General features: G+C 37.9%; 21 protein-coding genes. 10 read left to right on the top strand and 11 right to left on the bottom strand.

Going from position 1 to position 17,357, the window contains the following annotated elements; translation table 11 throughout:
• Nucleotides 1–155 precede the first annotated feature (155 nt).
• From Q0A08_RS05700 to Q0A08_RS05685, 4 genes are all read left to right on the top strand, one after another.
• Entirely contained in the window at nt 156–857 is a 702-nt protein-coding gene (locus Q0A08_RS05700) for a ceramidase domain-containing protein (protein ID WP_438465515.1), read from the top strand.
• A 112-nt stretch (nt 858–969) separates the two neighbouring features.
• The gene (locus Q0A08_RS05695) at nt 970–1,602 is read left to right on the top strand and encodes a LysE family translocator (protein ID WP_438465514.1); all 633 of its coding nucleotides are present in this window, start codon (nt 970–972) and stop codon (nt 1,600–1,602) included.
• A 211-nt stretch (nt 1,603–1,813) separates the two neighbouring features.
• Nucleotides 1,814–2,878 carry a hypothetical protein gene (locus Q0A08_RS05690; protein ID WP_438465513.1) on the top strand — a complete coding sequence of 355 codons (1,065 nt, stop codon included), beginning with the start codon at nt 1,814–1,816 and terminating at the stop codon, nt 2,876–2,878.
• Nucleotides 2,879–2,999: 121 nt separating this feature from the next.
• Nucleotides 3,000–3,440: a hypothetical protein gene (locus tag Q0A08_RS05685; RefSeq protein ID WP_438465512.1), complete on the top strand. Its 441-nt coding sequence runs from the start codon at nt 3,000–3,002 to the stop codon at nt 3,438–3,440.
• A gap of 195 nt (nt 3,441–3,635) precedes the next feature.
• Here Q0A08_RS05685 and Q0A08_RS05680 read toward each other — a convergent pair whose 3' ends face one another.
• From Q0A08_RS05680 to Q0A08_RS05670, 3 genes are all read right to left on the bottom strand, one after another.
• On the bottom strand, nt 3,636–4,082 hold the full coding sequence (locus Q0A08_RS05680) for a hypothetical protein (protein WP_438465511.1): 447 nt from the start codon (nt 4,080–4,082) through the stop codon (nt 3,636–3,638).
• 98 nt (nt 4,083–4,180) lie between these two features.
• Complete coding sequence (locus Q0A08_RS05675; protein ID WP_438465510.1) at nt 4,181–4,450, bottom strand: hypothetical protein; 270 nt, start codon at nt 4,448–4,450, stop codon at nt 4,181–4,183.
• Between the two features lie 309 nt (nt 4,451–4,759).
• On the bottom strand, nt 4,760–5,644 hold the full coding sequence (locus Q0A08_RS05670; RefSeq protein WP_438465509.1) for an MBL fold metallo-hydrolase: 885 nt from the start codon (nt 5,642–5,644) through the stop codon (nt 4,760–4,762).
• Nucleotides 5,645–5,742: 98 nt separating this feature from the next.
• On the opposite strand from Q0A08_RS05670, the gene Q0A08_RS05665 reads away from it, so the two are divergent.
• Nucleotides 5,743–6,582, top strand: a complete 840-nt coding sequence (locus Q0A08_RS05665) for a LysR family transcriptional regulator (RefSeq protein WP_438465508.1) — start codon at nt 5,743–5,745, stop codon at nt 6,580–6,582.
• Between the two features lie 10 nt (nt 6,583–6,592).
• Here the strand turns inward: Q0A08_RS05665 and Q0A08_RS05660 are convergent, their stop codons facing one another.
• The 5 genes from Q0A08_RS05660 to Q0A08_RS05640 form a co-directional block, all read right to left on the bottom strand.
• Nucleotides 6,593–7,177 carry a paraquat-inducible protein A gene (locus Q0A08_RS05660; RefSeq protein WP_438465507.1) on the bottom strand — a complete coding sequence of 195 codons (585 nt, stop codon included), beginning with the start codon at nt 7,175–7,177 and terminating at the stop codon, nt 6,593–6,595.
• A gap of 212 nt (nt 7,178–7,389) precedes the next feature.
• Nucleotides 7,390–7,782, bottom strand: a complete 393-nt coding sequence (locus tag Q0A08_RS05655; protein ID WP_438465506.1) for an ArsR/SmtB family transcription factor — start codon at nt 7,780–7,782, stop codon at nt 7,390–7,392.
• Between the two features lie 134 nt (nt 7,783–7,916).
• A complete protein-coding gene (locus Q0A08_RS05650) occupies nt 7,917–8,936 on the bottom strand; it encodes a permease (RefSeq protein ID WP_438465505.1) in 1,020 nt (339 codons plus the stop codon).
• 370 nt (nt 8,937–9,306) lie between these two features.
• Nucleotides 9,307–9,552: a DUF2024 family protein gene (locus Q0A08_RS05645; protein WP_438465504.1), complete on the bottom strand. Its 246-nt coding sequence runs from the start codon at nt 9,550–9,552 to the stop codon at nt 9,307–9,309.
• A gap of 15 nt (nt 9,553–9,567) precedes the next feature.
• Nucleotides 9,568–10,317, bottom strand: coding sequence for a hypothetical protein (locus tag Q0A08_RS05640; RefSeq protein ID WP_438465503.1), 750 nt, complete (start codon nt 10,315–10,317; stop codon nt 9,568–9,570).
• 104 nt (nt 10,318–10,421) lie between these two features.
• Between Q0A08_RS05640 and Q0A08_RS05635 the strand changes: the two genes are divergently transcribed.
• The gene (locus tag Q0A08_RS05635) at nt 10,422–10,979 is read left to right on the top strand and encodes a MarR family winged helix-turn-helix transcriptional regulator (RefSeq protein ID WP_438465502.1); all 558 of its coding nucleotides are present in this window, start codon (nt 10,422–10,424) and stop codon (nt 10,977–10,979) included.
• An 84-nt stretch (nt 10,980–11,063) separates the two neighbouring features.
• Here the strand turns inward: Q0A08_RS05635 and Q0A08_RS05630 are convergent, their stop codons facing one another.
• On the bottom strand, nt 11,064–12,056 hold the full coding sequence (locus Q0A08_RS05630; RefSeq protein WP_438465501.1) for an SEL1-like repeat protein: 993 nt from the start codon (nt 12,054–12,056) through the stop codon (nt 11,064–11,066).
• A gap of 257 nt (nt 12,057–12,313) precedes the next feature.
• Between Q0A08_RS05630 and Q0A08_RS05625 the strand changes: the two genes are divergently transcribed.
• Nucleotides 12,314–12,976: a hypothetical protein gene (locus tag Q0A08_RS05625; RefSeq protein ID WP_438465500.1), complete on the top strand. Its 663-nt coding sequence runs from the start codon at nt 12,314–12,316 to the stop codon at nt 12,974–12,976.
• 39 nt (nt 12,977–13,015) lie between these two features.
• On the opposite strand, the gene Q0A08_RS05620 is transcribed toward Q0A08_RS05625, so the two are convergent.
• Complete coding sequence (locus Q0A08_RS05620; RefSeq protein ID WP_438465499.1) at nt 13,016–13,903, bottom strand: LysR substrate-binding domain-containing protein; 888 nt, start codon at nt 13,901–13,903, stop codon at nt 13,016–13,018.
• A gap of 143 nt (nt 13,904–14,046) precedes the next feature.
• Between Q0A08_RS05620 and Q0A08_RS05615 the strand changes: the two genes are divergently transcribed.
• A complete protein-coding gene (locus tag Q0A08_RS05615; protein ID WP_438465498.1) occupies nt 14,047–14,727 on the top strand; it encodes a pirin family protein in 681 nt (226 codons plus the stop codon).
• A gap of 82 nt (nt 14,728–14,809) precedes the next feature.
• Nucleotides 14,810–15,040, top strand: a complete 231-nt coding sequence (locus Q0A08_RS05610; protein WP_438465497.1) for a DUF2798 domain-containing protein — start codon at nt 14,810–14,812, stop codon at nt 15,038–15,040.
• Between the two features lie 61 nt (nt 15,041–15,101).
• Here Q0A08_RS05610 and Q0A08_RS05605 read toward each other — a convergent pair whose 3' ends face one another.
• Entirely contained in the window at nt 15,102–16,004 is a 903-nt protein-coding gene (locus Q0A08_RS05605) for a LysR family transcriptional regulator (RefSeq protein WP_438465496.1), read from the bottom strand.
• Between the two features lie 241 nt (nt 16,005–16,245).
• On the opposite strand from Q0A08_RS05605, the gene Q0A08_RS05600 reads away from it, so the two are divergent.
• Entirely contained in the window at nt 16,246–17,241 is a 996-nt protein-coding gene (locus Q0A08_RS05600; protein ID WP_438465495.1) for a zinc-dependent alcohol dehydrogenase family protein, read from the top strand.
• Nucleotides 17,242–17,357: the final 116 nt, after the last annotated feature.

Raw genomic sequence — 17,357 nt, 5'->3', positions numbered from 1 at the left:
CAGCAGGTATTAAAAAGCGACTTAGCAAGCGTTTTAATACCTGTTTTAGCATGGTTTTAGTCTCACTCTTGCTCTAAAATGCCTGCTCTTGCAGGTCATACTCATTATGATCAATAAGCATATCAACCTGAACCCAATTACAAGGAAGTGAGTAAATGGAATGGTTTACCGAGATAGATCTTTACTGCGAACGAGTCGGAACGGCATTTTGGGCTGAACCAATCAATGCACTATCTAACCTAAGTTTTGTGATTGCTGCATTTTGGGCTGCATCAAGCGCTCGAAAAAGAGGGCCGTTTGATATCAGCACAAAGGTATTATGTCTACTCGGAGCTTGTATTGGCTTAGGCTCTTTCTTATTTCATACCACGGCTAATCTTTGGTCATCCTTTGCGGATGTCATCCCTATTTGGAGCTTTGTTGCTCTTTATATGCTGGTGGTGTTTTTGAAACTTACAGGTCGCCAAGGTTTAACAGGCTCTCGTTTGTTGATGTTGTTACCACTTCTATTCATCAGCCTAGGTTGGGTCTTTATTTCAGGCAGTGCCACTCAAGTGAACGCCTCAACAGATGCCTTAAATGGATCGGGTCAATATACGCCTGCTCTTATAGGGCTTTGGTTTTTTGCCCTAATCAGCTTAATAAAAAAACGCCCTATATGGCCTTGGGTAATGAGTGCTGCAGTTGTCTTTAGCTTATCCCTTGTCGCAAGAACCTATGACCTCGCTTTGTGCTCTAGTTTTGCTTTAGGTAGTCACTTTCTCTGGCATTTACTGAATGGCCTAATGATTGGGCTCTTATTGCAGGCTTTGATACGTATTGAGCCCACTAGCAGTTTAAAAGAAAGCAGAGTTTAGCCGTTCTGGGTTATGAAAGGTTGGCTAAGTAGTTAATAGTACTGCCAAGGAAAGTGCTCTATGATGGCTGCATCTATAAATCACTGACAAATATTTAAACGGAGTTTATGACATGTCTTTTGAGTTCTATCTGATTTTTACAGTGACTGTATTCCTTACTTCAATCATTCCTGGGCCTAGTATGTTTCTAGCATTAACTCATGGCATAAAGTATGGTGTGAAAAGAACGGTTTTTTCTGCATTAGGCAATGTGACTGCGACTCTTCTTCAGGCATTAATATCCATTGTGGGTTTAGGAGCTCTTCTTATCGCTTCAGAAACGGCGTTTGAAATCATTAAATGGTTGGGGGCAGGCTACCTCTTCTACATGGGAGTTAGTATGTTGCGCGCATCAAGACTAAACACATCAGATAATGAAGAGCTTGTAACAATTAATGAGATAATTAATTTTCAACTGTATCTTCAATCGTTTTTTGTGACGGCAGGAAATCCAAAGGCAATCATTTTCTTTGGAGCGATATTCCCTCAGTTTTTAGTCAGTAGCGCGCCAATTATCCCGCAGGCTATCCTACTTGTCGGTGTTTGTGCACTAACCGCATTTTTTAGTTTTATGGCTTATGCAGTTGGTGGGCATAAGGTTTCAAAATTATTCTCAAAGGATACCTTTCGTAGATATATGCAGAGAATTTCTGGTGGTACTTTTATTAGTTACGGGCTTGCTTTGGCTGCATCTAATTCAAAGTAAAAAATTAAATATAAAAAAGACAAAGACAGCCATGATAAAAACTTAACAATTTCTCATGGCTTTTATTGTCCAAAAAAGCCACTAAACCCGAATCCTCATCCATAAATCTGCTTTGTATCTCTTGCCATTTAATATATGATTTTTTAGCTGAATCTTATTTCAACTTTTCTGTTCCTAAATTCAGATATAGGTAGCACTTACAAGGATTTTTATGACTACGAGTACTAGCATCTATTATCAATCCATAGAAACAAATAGCTCTGACCCGACAAGTTCGTATTCTTGGAAAGAGTGCATGCATACCCGTACTACGGCTAAGCGCGCAGTAAGTAGCGGTACTGTTAGATTTCGTGAAAAGCTACTTAGAGCCTCTAAGAGCATTGCTAAAAAAGCTAAACCGACAAGAATCAAGCTAGACGTTAAAGTGAGAGAGTATAAGCCACTAGTAAGCAGGGATAAGGACAGAATGCTTAGAAGGCGATACATAAGGCGTTTGATCTTGAATGGCCAAAGGCAAATGCGCCGAAGCATTAAACAGCATGTAGATATTACTTGTGTCGGGGAGCTAAACGCTCAGATTACTTCGGATGATATCAGTGCTTTTAGGGATCTTGGGAAAAACGTCAGAGTTGCTTCTGCAAAGAAGCATTGTCAAAATTTCAGCTTGTTCACGCCGATTTTAGATACCAACTTAAGTTTGAATACACACTTTTTAAGTGACACCGGCTTTGTCGCATTTATCAAAAACAATTTATTGATCGTCTTTTTACATGTGCCTAATAGCAATGCTTCTTCCAGTACTGGTATGCAGAGCTTTTTCACTGGCTTAAAAAACAAAATTAACGCCTCTAGCTTAATTAAAAAAATACCCGATATCATCATGGGCGACACGAATCAAAGCGGCATTTCTACCGTGGTAAATACGCTAAAAACTATATATACAGGTGGTAATAGTTTTAAGCTTGCTACATCTATAGTAAAAGACTCAACCTTAAAGAGCCCATTCGGTAACCTCCACGGAACTAACTCTACCGGAGAGAAGTTTTACGATATTGCTTTATATAATGAAAATACCGTTCATCTTCCTTGGATAGAGTATACCAATCAGTTTGTTTACCACGGCGTAAATGATGACGGAGACGATGGCTCGGACAGTGACGATGACGACGCAACCTATGAAGGTCGCACTGATCATCAACTAAGTAATATAATGAGTAATGGTGCTGTTGCGGTAACAGACCATAAAGGGATCTTGCTGCATGTTAAGTTGAAGTAGAGGGGCTTATATGAAAGTGCCTATATTAGGGCGATTATATGAAAAGCTAGTATACACTCCCTAGTTTGATATTAGAGTTAATGTCGAGAGTATTTATGTCAATTAAATCGGATGATAGTTAATGGAAAAAAGTATTGGATTAATTATTGCTGCCTTCATGGTGACATTTGTATTCGGATCGCTTCTATTTATGTATTTTGGTGGGCGGAGACGGTTGAATGAAGAAGTTGGAGAGATACCATTATTTACTGAGCAAATAGCGGGTAGGTTTAATGATTTTTATTTATCCTACTTCCTAGTTAGGCATACTTACTACAATGATTTTATTGTCATTTCATACGGCAATAAACGTTATGCTCTTAAATATTCTGATATAAGGGAAGTGCTATTAGAAAAGCATATTATTTCTAAGGGGGTTACTTATAAACATAATATTAAAAGTATACCTATGTTTTGTAGTGTTTTCTCTTTTTCATATAAAAGATCAGAAAAACACCTTTTAGCTAAAGGTGTCGAAATAAAGCGAGTTAATATTAAAGGTATGTTGTTTGGGAAGTTTTGATCTTTATCATAATAAAAGAATAACAAAATGAGAGTGACAACCATCATATATAATTATGTTAATGATAGTTGTCTATATAAAAAGATTTATTTTTTATATGAATTTTTGTGGGATAAAAATAAAATTTATTTTAAAAAGCCATATTTCCCTCTCCCAATTTTTTGAGTGTATGTAGACATAAAATTAAAGTTTTATTTATGCCTTCCAGTAAAACCTAATATTGTCATTAGTGGGTGTTATTCCTTCTGGGTGATCGTTGTCTATTTTTTTCCAGGTACTTCCTACTTTTTTAAGAATATAGGTATGAGCCTCGCCAGCGGGGTCAATAATAAAGCTCTCCCCTGAGCTGTGTTTACATGTAAATTTACTAATTGTATTTTCATCCGTTGTTGGTTTTACTGGGGTCAAGCCAGATGCAATTCTTATTTGTGCTACTTCTCTATCATTGTCATAACGTTTTGTTTTAGGGTTACTTCTAAGCACATAATGTAACTGCTCTGGTGTGGAAGCATTTAATAGCTTCGGTTTTAATTCAAGGAGAGCGAACAGAGTACACGCAAGACTTTTATTATATGTATCTGTAATTGAAACTCCATCGTCACCACCCCCTTCCAAATAATTATCTTTAGATGGATTAACCAAATTTTTATAATCTATATTGTTTTTTATATTCTTGATATTTTCATAAAAAGTAGGGTCTATAAGCTTTATGTATGATCTTTTATAGCTCTCTGAAAGTTTTATAAAAAAGTTATCGTAGTTATCATTAGGTGAGATGTTTGCGCCAGTAAGCTTACTTTTCTTGCTTTCAAAAAGTTGTTTGTATTTTGGATGTCAGATTTAGTAAATCTCTCGATTTTAGCATTTATTTTTTCTAATATTTCTTCTTTTGATAGATTTAGGTATGAAGTTAAACTATCTATTGTTGGGTAATCTTTTGTTCCTATTTTTAGCATTTGAATAGGTTTTTTTGTATTGTTTTGAGGTTCTCTTTTAATGGCTTTGTACATTTCAAATATTCTCTTAATAAAATAATATTTTTAATTTATATCTAAATATTTATGTGAATAGGAGGTAAATGACTAATTCGTTCATTTAATATTACTCATATCACTAAATTAACCTCTGTCTAGTCGACGAAGTTTTCGGTTTTAACAATGTAGTATTTGCAGGAAGTAATAGGTTTTTTGATTAGATTGAGTGAGACGCTTTTGTAAAAGAGAAGGGGAGTGAGTTTGTATGAGGCGATTTGTATGTTTTTTTATTCGCTCCCATGATTTAACCTTGGCAAATATGGAAGCGAGAACAGCACTTTTAAATCACTTATAAACTAGGGTTGAACCTTCTGAGATTAGATCTAATGGCATATTGGATTGTTCGGCGAGTTTGGCTAACTCTGAGATGGGCTCTAAATACAGTTCATAGGTTGAGTGGTGTATCGGTAAAATTTTATCTGCTTTGAGTTGGCTTGCCATTTGGATGGCTTCTTTCGCGCCTAAGCTAATTTGTCCTAGTGGCCCAGTTGTGCCGACGCGGCCCATGTTAGGGATGAAGATATCAATATCGCCTAATGTTTTAACAAAGTTTATGACATTGTTTGTTGGCATAGAGTCACCTGTCCAATAAACAGTGTGTTGCCATTGGGCTTGTTCAAATTCAATAAAGTAGCCTAAACCATGGCCTAATATAGGCAATAAGTTTGTATTCTCACTGTGGTCTGCTGGTACTGCGGTGATACTAACCGTACCTTCGCCTGCTTGGTAAATTTGCTTATCTCCAGGTTTTAAAGCAAGTGGTTGTTTAAAGCCGTAATCCTGAATTTTTTTAAGGTCTTGTTGTGGTAGAAGTACAGGCATGTCTTTGTTTAATTGCTTTTGCGCCACTTGATCTAAGTGGTCTTCATGGGCATGACTTAACAAAACCATATCTACTTCTTCTAGATTTACGTCGGGTAGGTTAGTCAGACGTTTATGGCTTTTAACATTTGGGCCTTTTGTTAGGTCAAACATTTCATTTGGGTCCGCCATAATAAAGGCTTCGTCGCCTTGCCCAAGCATAGGGTCTGTTAACAAGGTAAGGTCATTGAATTTTATGAGTAGGCTAGGGCCACCTAACCAACGCATTTCTATTTCTGGTGTGGCTGCTTGTAATGGGGTGCATGCAAGCGAAACAAGGATTAATGATACTGAGCCAATTGATCTCATGATTTTCTCTTCTATGTGGATGAGGGCTCAGATTAGCAAGTTGTTTTATGATGAATAAGTCGTTTAAACTTGCTTAAACTAGACGAGAAAGTTGCATAATGAGTCATCTCATCCAGATACAAACCTTTATTGAAGTCGCGAGTGCTGGCAGCTTTGCGCAGGCAAGTCGCAAATTGGATTTACCAAGAACCACTGTGAGCGCTCGTATTAAATCGCTTGAAAAACGTTTGAATACACGACTCTTTAACCGAAATACGCGGAATGTGAGCTTAACCAATGAAGGGCAAGAATACCTCGATGCTTGTGAACAGGCCTTACAAACACTGACCCGAGCGGAAGAAAATCTAAGTTATCAGCAACAGCTTAAAGGGCGTATTAAGCTTTCTGTTCCTGTTGCGCTACCAAAAATTGCGCTGGCATCTTTATTGGCTGCTTTTAATGATGTGTACCCAGAGTTACATGTTGAGGTGTTAGTCTCTGACAAGGTAGAAGATCTCATCGCTCAAAATATCGATTTGGCATTAAGAGGACGTGATGTAACTGACCAAGGCTTGATTGCCCGTAAATTAGGGAGTACGTCACTAATTTATGTGGGCAGTAAAAAGGTGGTTCATGAGTTGGGGCTAAACGCTCAATCCGATGATTTAGATAAGCAGCTAGTCTTTGTACCCGGTGGAAAAGTTCAGAATAAAGCCTTTAGCACGACTAACTTTTCTCTAGCGCATGCCTTAATTTGTGAAGAGAAAGGTGTGGCTATATTGCCTGAAAGCCTATGTAGAAACGAGCTAGCCAGCAGAAAGCTCATTCAATTTAATGCTCGGCCAGTTCCAGAAAAACTGCCTGTTTATCTTGTTTACTCTGGCAGACATCAAGCAAAACGAACTCGCTTGCTTATTGATTTTATGATGGATAATTATCAAGCCCATGGTTTGGTGTAACTGGCTTTTATTAACTTTGCTCAACTACTGATTTTGCCTTTGCTTTATGGCTGCTTTGGCTTAGGTGTGTACCTAACAAAGAGAGTAGGCAATAACCTGTAAAATAGTAAAAACCTGCTCCCGCTGCAGATAGGGTTTGGCTACTGATGAGTAAATCAATGTTTAAACCAAAGGCTGAGATTGACTCTCTGTTTACGGTTTCACTGTGGTTAGTCGATAAGATAGCCAGAAAAATAGCGACAGTGAAAACATCTGCCATGGACCATTTACCGATACTGGCGACAAACCTTAAGATCTTGGCTTCATTATCGGCATTTTTAATGAAGTATGAAAAGCTAACCAATGAAGTTTTTAATAAGGGAATACAAACTGAAAATAAAAAAATCAGTACTGCCACGATAAAACGTTGATCCAGCCATAGCTCTTCAACTGTGGCGATAATGGATAACTCTTTATCGATCAAATTGGGTGTGAAGTTAGAGCCCATGACATTGATGCCCATTTCCATGGATAAAGACAGCATGGGCAACATTATCCCAGGGATGAAGAGGCCAATGGCGATAATGTTAAGAGCAAATCCTAGATGTTTTTTCATTCTTTATTAGCGAGTCAGTATTAAGGTGGGCTGATTATGTCGCAGCTGTAGATAGCTTCTCAAGTTAATTGGCTATTTACAGCCTTTCTTTACGCTTTCAAAAGTCTAACCAAATAGGGCGCTATCTTGCTAACAGCTTAATCCTTTCTAGTTATTCGCAAACTATCATTATGCTTGTGTCATACAAAGGGCCGTTTCAACTATGGCCATCCCTATTTACTAATGGCCGCAAGCCATTGTTCACTGTTAGGGCCAAGTACACATTCGCCATTCACTCTAAGTGATAAACGTATGACGCATCGTTCGCAAATTTCGACAAAATCTTCTTCTGGTAGATATCGAACTGAGTCAACTAGGCCTTTGCAGTGAGGTGCTGTTTGCTCCGTGAGCGTGTAGTACACCCATTTACCCTTTTTTTCTGGGGTGAGTAGGCCAGCCTTATATAACATTTTTAAATTACGAGAAACGTTATGTTGTGAATCTCCTGTTACATCCATCGCTTCGGCGACTGTGGTGCGTTGGTCTACATGGAGTAAAAGCCAGAACAAACGTAATCTATTCGGTTCTGATAAGGCTTTTAAGGCATCTATATACTTTTCGTTCATTCTTGGCCTTTGGTGTTCTCAAAATTTTATAAAGGCATTATACCTGCGCTATTTAGAAAGACTAGAAAGAGCAGAATAATGTGCGCCATTCTTAGAATGACGCACATTTCATTTCAATACTAATTTCCTAATACTCAAAACAGGTATTGAAAAATGGCGCCGCCCACTATAGCCGTTGTCAAAATGATTAATACAAATGCAACGACAGCTTTACGTTTAAGTACGGAAGAAACTAAGGCAATTTCAGGCAAACTCGCGCCTGTACCACCTATGATTAAAGCTAGTGCAGGGCCTAATCCCATTCCTTTCAGAATCAGTACATTTAACAATGGAATTGCCATTTCAATACGTAGATAAAGTGGTATTCCGATTACCGCTGCGATCACAATCGATTGCATGCCGTCCCCACCTACATATTTCTCAACTAGATCGGCAGGTAAATAGGCCGCCGATAAACCACTAATCAATGCACCTAAAAGCACATAAGGTATGATTTTTTTGAATAACGCCCAAGCGAATTTTGCTGACTTATAGAGTTTTGATGGTTCTTCAGACTCTAATGCCATCGCAACGCTTCCATCACAATTCATTTTAATTTCTGAACAAGCAGACTCTTCTTTTGAGGTGCTTGAACATGCTTGTGCATTGGCTGTTTGCAGGTTAGTTGCCTGAATTGAACCGCTACAGCTTGGAGCAGATGACGCTTCTAACTCTTCACCGCGTTTAATCTCATTTCTCCAAGGCGATTTTGAAATTAACCAACCACCTAATACCGCCGCAGTGAAGGTGATGGCTAAATAAGTTGCCACAACTTTTAGCCCAAAAGTGGCATATATCATCGCTAATACGATGAAATTACAAAGTGGAGCGGATATTAAAAAGCTTAACACTGTACCCAAAGAAGCGCCCATTGAGGCCATTCCCATTGTTACTGGTACAACCGCCGCACTACAAAAAGGTGTCAGCATGCCAAAAGCAGCGCCTAGTAATGAGCCCCATTTTTCATGCTTAGTCAGCTTAGCTTGAAGTTTATCTTGAGGGATGAACTCTCTCATTAATCCGGTAAGAACTGACACTACCGCAATGATGATGACTAACGCTCCTCCCACATGAATGAATTCTTCCAATGCAATTATCATTTTTTCAGTGTTCACAATTTAATCTCTGTTTAATGTTTAAGAAAAACAAATAATATGTACATATGCACGATTGTGCAAGTATACATGTAAAATAAATTTACTCGTACTTTATTTTTTTGCACAACTCTCATTTCAAAAAGAAAAGCTCTATTAATTAGTGAAAGGGAAATTCGACAGAAATTTAATCAATAGGGCACAGCCAAATACGGTGAGGTTTATCAGGGGAAGATTTTGTAAGATGTAAATTATTTTAATAGAGAGATCAATAAGGTGAGGCAATGACAGCCATTATTACGTTTTAGTTTTAATGACCGTCATGCTGCTTTAGAGAGTGATAAACGACAGTGAATTTTGTTTTAAGATTACTATGATCTTGATTAAATATTTACAAACGAATGATACTGTAGCCTTTCGCTAGAATATTCTCTTTTACCTCTGGATTAGCTACTTCGCTATGACAAAAATTACATCTTCCTTGTTTTATTTGATCCAATTTAACGTCTAAGCTGGCCAGATAATCATCAGCATATTTTCTGACATGAGAGATATTGTCGTCATTAACGAGAACATCAAAATGAATGTATTCGCCAGATGTTGTATGTACATGGGTGTCATAAACATGAATTTTCATAGGTGTTTCCTCTAGTTACTGACTTTTTCCGGGTAGGCTAAGGTCGCCTGAGGCAACATCAAACACGTCAGTTACACATAACAAAGGAGCATGAACTTGTTGGTTAACTTTTAAGCCAGCGGTGACACCATCAAATGAAAACTGGTTGTTGAATCCAATGGCAGACAAGGGAACTCGAACTAGTACTTCTGATCCTTCAAGAGAGAAATCATAACCTGGACTATCGATAAAGATAGGCAGCTTAGGCCAAGTATGTGGCAACTTAGGCGTCGAACCTTTGGGAATGTCTTTCACTTTTAATGCCCCATCTCCACAAGCATTATCAGGTACTAAAACCACCCAATGACTGTGCCAGTTATCCCCATCGTTAGTCTTGTTTCCATCATTATTCTCATCGTATAAAGGGGTATCATCAAAATCAGGATGGATAGTGAGAGCAAGTGCTAAAATGCCTTGATCTGCTTCAAAACCAACGGCGTCACTGTTTAAGGACGTTGGCCAAACATAACTAAACACCTTTGCATTAGCTAAACCCCCTACGGTATCGGGCACTTTTTCACCTGCCTTTCCTTTCACTGCTTGTTGAAAGACCAAGTGTGAACCTTGCGTTGTAATTTTGGCATGTACGATATCAAACTCAGCTGAGACACTTTTCGATTCTGGTGCTTGAATATGGCCAGTGTGCTTGTCGTTATGGGCAAAACCATTACTAGATATCACCGCCGAACTTACTGATAGCGCCAAACATAGTGGTAAATTTTTCATTGTATTTCTCCTAGAATAAACATTGTTTCGATTCGAAACTATATTCAGTTAATCATAAGAAAACTCAACTTGTCAAACAAGTTTTGACTCGATACTATAGGTGAATGAGTGAAGATTTATTTAACATAATTGAAAGGTTGGCGAACGTACTTAGACAAGAGGTGCGTGCAGAGGGGCAAAGCTTAGGGTTGCAACCCGTGCAACAAGAAGCTTTGTATTATTTATCCATCTGTAATCGTTATTCCGATACCACATTGGCGGTTACTGAATATTTGGGGTTAACCAAAGGTACCGTCTCACAATCGTTAAAGGTGCTTGAGAATAAAACGCTGATATATAAAGAAAAAGATAAAGACGATTTACGAATTACTCACTTGAAAGTGACTGAGGAAGGTAAGCTGTTTCTTGCGGAAACTTGCCCGCCGAAAAAGTTCACTGAAGCAATAGAACAGCTTTCAGAAACTAAGCAATCTCAAGCCGCTGTATTAATGCAAGATATATTGAAAAACTATCAAAAAGCCGTAGGCAGAACGGCTTTTGGTGTTTGCAAGAACTGTAAGTACAACCAAAAGAATGAAGCAGATAGCTTCTATTGTGGCTTAACTAAAGAAGTCTTAAGTATTGATGATACTCAATTAATTTGTCGAGAGTATGCGACTTAAATCATAAAAGTAAGTTTATTTTTTCTAATATTTACTTACTAAGTAAAGGGGGATTTTATTGGCCCTTTACTTAGTAAAAAGGCATTAATTTAATTTTTCAAGAAGTTGTTCTGCTTCATTAATATGGTTTTGCTTAGCTAAACTTGCCCAAAAAATAGCTTTATTTATATTTTTAGGAATTAACTCTCCAGCATAATATATTTTGGCCAGTGCCAGTTGAGCCAGACCTTCTCCTGAATTTGCGGCACTGGTATAGTATAAAATAGCTTGATCAATATTTTTATTATCTCTTACATATAACTCTGCTAATGCTAGCTGTGCTTTTTTATTGCGTTCATTTGCAGATAGAGTAAACCAATCGATCGCAGTGTTCGTATCTTTTTCTAAGCCATCTCCTTTTAAGTAAATATCACCAATCAGATATTGGGCGTCGTCACTAAAATAATCGATAATGATGGCGTCTTGAAGCGTATCATCTAGAGGTATTTTTAACTCGTTTTTGTATTGCTGCTGATGATTAAAAGAGGCTGTTTCAAGCCAATAAGTACGTTTATCCCAGCTTTTATCAACTCCGATACCCTTCTCGTAAGCCTCTGATAAGGCTGATTGGCCTAATTTGTAACCACCTTCCGCAGATTTTTTGTACCAACTAAAAGCTGCAACATCATTTTTTATATCTCCAATACCATTAGAGGCAAAATAGCCTAAGTAGAACTCTGCTAGATGATTCCCCTGATTTGATGCTTTAGTAAATAGTTGAATGGCTTGGTCTGTATTTTGTTCAACCCCAAAGCCTAAATAGTACCTCTGTGCCAGCTTGAATTGTGCGAAGGCTAGCCCTAGGTTTGCTGATTGTTGCAACCAATAAGCAGCCTTTACGTGATCTTTCTTGATATCTCTCCCTTGAGCATAACAGCGTGCAAGGCGATATGATGACTGAGCGTTAAGTGAACTAGATTGTTCTATTAAAGAGTTACATGTATTTATATCTGAAGAAGATGTTGAAGGTCTTACTGTCGATTCTGTACAAGCTAAAAGTAGTGCGCTGGAAAGTGTGGCTATTAATTTTAATTTCATTCGTTTCAAAATCCTTATTATTAATCATTCACAATGACAGTCTTCGCTAATATGATCAATTCCTTTTAATATCTTGCAGAAATTGAAATTGGAAAAAATATGTAATACAAGGGAAGTAAGAATGAGGTTTCATTCGTATTTCAGCAATATTTGTATTCATACAGTTATCCACTGTATAAAGGATGGGCTAGTGTCATCTACTTAAAAATGATTGCACTATTTTTTCCAGCAAAGGATATGTAACTCAAGGATGATTTATGAAGAAATTTGGAGAGACAGCAGGTAGGCTGTCGAAGAACCCATTAGGTATTTTAGCCCTTTTGATCGTGTTGGTTTACGCCATAGCGGGCTTGGTTGCTTCATCTGATAACTTTTCAGGCAATGATCTAACCATTCTTGTTTGGTTTCTCGTTTTGTTCCCTTTGGTGGTGTTAGCCTCTCTGGTGTTTTTGGTTTGTAATCATCACGACAAACTCTATGCTCCCTCTGACTTTACTGATGAAAGCCATTTTGTCTCTTTGGTTGATCAGTCATTATCTCAATCTGAAAACTTTAACCGTTTAAATAATTCGACTAAGAGTATTGAACAAGAGTTAGAAGCTATTTCTGATAAGGACACAGACCAAGATGAAGTGATAGAAGAGCTGAGCTTCGTGAAAACCGAGCTGCCACATTTATCTAAGGAGAAAGTTTCTGTCTTGGAAGCTCTGAGAGATGGGGTGAACCTTTATCGTTCTATTTCTGGCATTGCCACAGATTGCCAGCTCACAAAAACGCAGGTACGTGATTTGCTATTTACCTTAGAGGAAGAGGGCCTGATTAGCTCAAGAGATAGAGGGCGCGGAATGAAGTATTTTATTGTAAATGAAGGTCGCAGTGCTTTGGCGCTTTCTAGTAAACCTTTGAATGCCAATGCTTAAAGTATTTGGCGTTTTAAATGTGCTTAGCTAACTAAGTTTTTAGCTAGCCTTAGTGTTAATTATTCTATCTATAAACCAGCGAGCTGCTTTGCCTTTGTTATTGCTTTTCCAAGAACAGTATTGAGGTGTTAAAGAAGCTGGTTCGCTGGTGTTTAATGTAACTAATGTCCCTTCATCTAGTTTGTTTTGAATCTTGTGTTTAGGCAAAAAACCAACACCAATACCAGCCTCGATCAGGCTTATTTTTTGTTGCATTGAAGCGACTTTAATCTGCTTTTGTTTGTCCATAAGACGATGGGATTTGATCGGAGAATGTCTGGATGAATCTTTAATCACAATGGAAGTATAAGGGGTAATCATCTTATTCGTTAATGGGAGGTTTGTCTGAGTTAGTGGATGATTATTTGCGGTCACAAAACACCATTGGCTTTGCATCACTTCCTTAAACTGTAAGCCTTGAATGGGCGTGTTTGGTGCTGGACCACCAAGGACAATGTCCGCTCTGTCTTCTATCAAAGCTTCTAAACTGCCACCCATGACCTCTTCTAAGAGATTGATTTCAACACCTGTATTAAGTTGCTGAAACTCAGTCAGAATAGGTAAGAACTGCTGTGTATCCCAAACTGTATCTAGTGCAATAGTGAGACGAACCTCCCAACCTGAATCCACCTGATGGGCTTTATCTATCATGGCTTGGGTAGCGAGTAGAAGACTTCTACCTTCCTCTAATAAAACTCGACCGGCTGGTGTGAGGACAGAACGCCTGCCTTCCTTTCTGAAAATAACAAAGCCTAGATCCTCTTCGAGCTTTTGTACTGTATAGGTTAGGGTGGAAGGGACACGAAATAGGGCATTCGCTGCTGCGGCAAAACTGCCTTTTTTATCTATCGCGTCGAGTACTTCAAGTGCATCTAATGTGAGCTTCATTTTAGCCTACTTACCTCAAATTAAAACTATTCAGTTTTTTCGAACAAATTGGTTAATTTATTCTGATTATTTAATTTTAATTCTTTATTTACAATGTTTTTAGCTTCAAAAAAACAAATAAATAAAGATAGAAGGAAATGATTATGAAGATTTTACACAGAGATTCTCTTAAACGTGGTGGTTTTGCTGGTCTTAAAGAAACTCGCTTGATTGTTGATAACAAAGTGGGTGGAAATAACTCGACTTGGAATGGGTTGGGGCAGTTTATTTTCCTAGCGGATGCAAGGTACTTACCTCATGGGGAAACCAGAATGCACCCTCATCATGAGGTGGATGTGATTACTGTCATGCTGGAAGGTAACTTGCAGCATGAAGGTTCGTTAGAGCATGGGCAATCGCTTTCTGGTTATCAAGTTCAAGCACAAAGGGCAGGAGCAGAAGGCTTTGAGCACAATGAAATTAATCCAGATGCTACTGGGAATCGCATACTCCAGCTTTGGGCCTTGCCAGAAACCTTGGGCGAACCTGCTGCTTACAAAATCTACGACCCAAAAGAGAATGAGCTAACACGTATTTATGGAGGTAGTAAGTTGCAAACAGAGACTTTTGATAGTCACACGACAATTGATATTGGCCTACTCAAGAAAGATAAAAACATTCAAATTAAAGATGAATTTTTAGCTTATATCAGCCAAGGCGAAGGGCTTCTTAATGGCGAGATTGTAAAAGACGGTGATCTAGTGAGAGGAGAGAGCATGGACCTTACAGTGACCAGTGAGCGACTCCATATCAGCCTTGTTCGTCAGCAAACTAATGAAACCTAGGATTAAGCAAGAGTAACTAAATTGATTTGAGGGTAATGCAATGTTCCATGCTAAATATTCTAATTTTTTGTTTGGATTTTTTATGGCGCTTTTGATGTCTGGTGCTATGTCATTTGCCATGACACTTATACAACTTGATGTAGAAGCATTCATAGGTTTTTTATTGGCTTGGTTTACTGCTTGGGGAATCTCTTTTGCTGTTGCCTTGCCTGTTACCTTCATGATTAATCCTGTGGTGATATCGATTGTTAAATCTTTGACAAGAAGCTCTCTAGCAAAAGAGCCTCTTATGAAAAAGCCAAGGCATGATTAGGATAGAATGTGAACCTACTGAAAGATAAAACCTAAGATTGTTATCAGTCTAAGGCTAGGGTTTAATTATGATTATTCTCAATGATAGATTTTTTGATAAAGTCTAAAAAAACTCTGATCTTTGGGGCAATAAATTGACGGTTCAGATAAATTCCATAGGTAGATGTAAGGTGTTCATTAGGGCTAAAAATATGTTGTGGAAGAAGTTGCAATAGTGACTTTTCTTCAAGTTCATTTTTTACAGCCCATTGAGGGATAAGCGCAATACCAGCATGATTCAATATCAACTGCTTTTGACCATTTACTGAATTAACACTAATTGGTTTTTCTAAGTTTAAACTTTGCTTTTCATTGGTGAGTAAATACCAAGATTGCCAACCCGAGTAGCCATAATGAATACATTGATGTTTACTTAGGTTATCTGGAGATAATATTGCTGGGTGTTTGCTTAGATAGTGTGGGCTGGCACAAAGTATAAAGTTGTTATCCATTAGCTTTGTTGCAATTAAGCTAGAGTTTTCCAGCTTTCCACTTCGAATTGCAATATCGATATTGTCTTCAACAAGATCGACTACTCTTTCTGTTAGGTCTAGTTCTACTTTAATTGCTGGATACTGTTCTAGGAAAAGTGGGATAAGGGGTAAAATCACATTTTCACCAAACCCCACAGTAAGGTTTAATCTAAGCAATCCTTTTGGCGTTTCTTGTAGGTCATTTACGACACGTTTTGCTTCGTCCAACTCAGCCACAATTCGCTGGCTGTACTCAAAGTACTTTCTGCCTGCTTCTGTTAAACCAATGTTACGTGTAGTACGGCTTAGTAGACGAACTGATAGTTCCTTTTCTAGCGCAATTATTTGTCTAGAGATAGAAGAAGGTTGAACATTATAGCGCTGGCTGGCTGCTGAGATACTACCTAATTCAACGACAGCATTAAAGTAATGTAAACGAGTGATTTGGCTCATTTTCTAACCTATTTATTCCTGTTTTAAAACTTACTTACAGTGAGAGAAAATGTGAATTTTAATTAAAATTTTGCTTAAAAAGCAAAAGTTGTTTGCTTTTTTGGGTGTTTATGGTTTTTTAGACAAATATTAAGCTTGCAGGTATGAGGTAGCAAGCTAACTTTCTGTGTTACTTCACAAGTACTGGTAGAGATACCAGTTGACTATTTGTAAACAAAATATATTTAGGTAAAGCAGAGCAATGAAAAATGAAAACTCAATGAAGGCTATGGTGATTCAGGGTAAAGGTAAGACTGATGTTTTTAAACTTGAGCAAAGACCAAAGCCTAAACTTAAATCAGGCCATCTTCTGGTGCAGGTAAAAGCAACAAGTGTTAATCCTCTAGATACTATGTTGCGTTCAACTGATACTCCTTGGTCTGAAAACCTCCCTGATATCTTGCATGGCGATGTTGCAGGTACAGTAGTTGAAGTAGCAGATGATGTAGAGCGCTTTAAATTAGGAGATGAGGTATATGGATGTGCTGGTGGAATTGCGGGCATAGATGGCGCCTTAGCGGAATTTATGTTGGTTGATGCTGATTTAATGGCATTGAAACCGAAAACTCTGTCTATGCGAGAGTCTGCTGCGCTACCTTTGGTTTCAATAACTGCATGGGAAGCGTTAAGAGATAAGCTTAAAATTCAGCCAGGAGAGCATGTATTGATACATGGAGCTGCAGGTGGCGTGGGTCATATAGCGATACAGTTAGCAAAGTCTTTTGGTGCCAAAGTGAGTGCTACGAGTACACCCAGAAATATGGAAGTTGCAGCTCAATTTAACCAAGATAATTTAATTAATGTAAAAAAAGAAGCCGTAGCTGATTATGTAAAGAACTATACTAATGGCAAAGGGTTTGATGCTGTATTTGATACCATCGCAGGAGAAAATATTCAGCGAAGTTTTGAAGCTGTAAAAATTAATGGATCTGTAGCGACTACTTTGCCCGTTGAGAATGTTTTACCAGTTGCTTTAAAAAGCTTGAGTTTTCATAACGTACTCATGTTAATTCCTTTAATTGAAGGTATTAATAGAAAAAAACATGGTGAGATATTAGGGGAGATAGCTACATTAGTTGATTCAGGTGCAATTAAACCTCTGATAGATGAGTCTAAATATAGCATTTGGCAGGTAGCTAAAGCGCATGACCGTTTAGTATCAGGAGTTGCAACAGGTAAAATTGTGATGAGCATTTAATCTTAATTGCATTAAAATAAATGAAAGCCTCTTAAGTTATTTTTTAATGGGCTTTTTTTGTTTTACTATTTATTAAATACTCTGGCAAAGTGGCTGAATAGATAGGCTTCTGAAAA

Origin of the sequence: Marinomonas sp. PE14-40 (assembly GCF_051623805.1) — a bacterium.
Lineage (GTDB): Bacteria > Pseudomonadota > Gammaproteobacteria > Pseudomonadales > Marinomonadaceae > Marinomonas.
The sequence above is the reverse complement of the archived record's forward strand: the minus strand, read 5'-3'. Positions and strand labels throughout refer to the sequence as shown.

Excerpts from the sequence above, each read along its gene's own strand:
- Q0A08_RS05700 (WP_438465515.1), top strand. The coding sequence starts at position 156 with ATGGAATGGTTTACCGAGATAGATCTTTACTGCGAACGAGTCGGAACG.
- Q0A08_RS05695 (WP_438465514.1), top strand. The coding sequence starts at position 970 with ATGTCTTTTGAGTTCTATCTGATTTTTACAGTGACTGTATTCCTTACT.
- Q0A08_RS05690 (WP_438465513.1), top strand. The coding sequence starts at position 1,814 with ATGACTACGAGTACTAGCATCTATTATCAATCCATAGAAACAAATAGC.
- Q0A08_RS05685 (WP_438465512.1), top strand. The coding sequence starts at position 3,000 with ATGGAAAAAAGTATTGGATTAATTATTGCTGCCTTCATGGTGACATTT.
- Q0A08_RS05675 (WP_438465510.1), bottom strand. The coding sequence starts at position 4,450 with ATGTACAAAGCCATTAAAAGAGAACCTCAAAACAATACAAAAAAACCT.
- Q0A08_RS05670 (WP_438465509.1), bottom strand. The coding sequence starts at position 5,644 with ATGAGATCAATTGGCTCAGTATCATTAATCCTTGTTTCGCTTGCATGC.
- Q0A08_RS05665 (WP_438465508.1), top strand. The coding sequence starts at position 5,743 with ATGAGTCATCTCATCCAGATACAAACCTTTATTGAAGTCGCGAGTGCT.
- Q0A08_RS05660 (WP_438465507.1), bottom strand. The coding sequence starts at position 7,177 with ATGAAAAAACATCTAGGATTTGCTCTTAACATTATCGCCATTGGCCTC.
- Q0A08_RS05655 (WP_438465506.1), bottom strand. The coding sequence starts at position 7,782 with ATGAACGAAAAGTATATAGATGCCTTAAAAGCCTTATCAGAACCGAAT.
- Q0A08_RS05645 (WP_438465504.1), bottom strand. The coding sequence starts at position 9,552 with ATGAAAATTCATGTTTATGACACCCATGTACATACAACATCTGGCGAA.
- Q0A08_RS05640 (WP_438465503.1), bottom strand. The coding sequence starts at position 10,317 with ATGAAAAATTTACCACTATGTTTGGCGCTATCAGTAAGTTCGGCGGTG.
- Q0A08_RS05635 (WP_438465502.1), top strand. The coding sequence starts at position 10,422 with ATGAGTGAAGATTTATTTAACATAATTGAAAGGTTGGCGAACGTACTT.
- Q0A08_RS05630 (WP_438465501.1), bottom strand. The coding sequence starts at position 12,056 with ATGAAATTAAAATTAATAGCCACACTTTCCAGCGCACTACTTTTAGCT.
- Q0A08_RS05625 (WP_438465500.1), top strand. The coding sequence starts at position 12,314 with ATGAAGAAATTTGGAGAGACAGCAGGTAGGCTGTCGAAGAACCCATTA.
- Q0A08_RS05620 (WP_438465499.1), bottom strand. The coding sequence starts at position 13,903 with ATGAAGCTCACATTAGATGCACTTGAAGTACTCGACGCGATAGATAAA.
- Q0A08_RS05615 (WP_438465498.1), top strand. The coding sequence starts at position 14,047 with ATGAAGATTTTACACAGAGATTCTCTTAAACGTGGTGGTTTTGCTGGT.
- Q0A08_RS05610 (WP_438465497.1), top strand. The coding sequence starts at position 14,810 with ATGGCGCTTTTGATGTCTGGTGCTATGTCATTTGCCATGACACTTATA.
- Q0A08_RS05605 (WP_438465496.1), bottom strand. The coding sequence starts at position 16,004 with ATGAGCCAAATCACTCGTTTACATTACTTTAATGCTGTCGTTGAATTA.
- Q0A08_RS05600 (WP_438465495.1), top strand. The coding sequence starts at position 16,246 with ATGAAAAATGAAAACTCAATGAAGGCTATGGTGATTCAGGGTAAAGGT.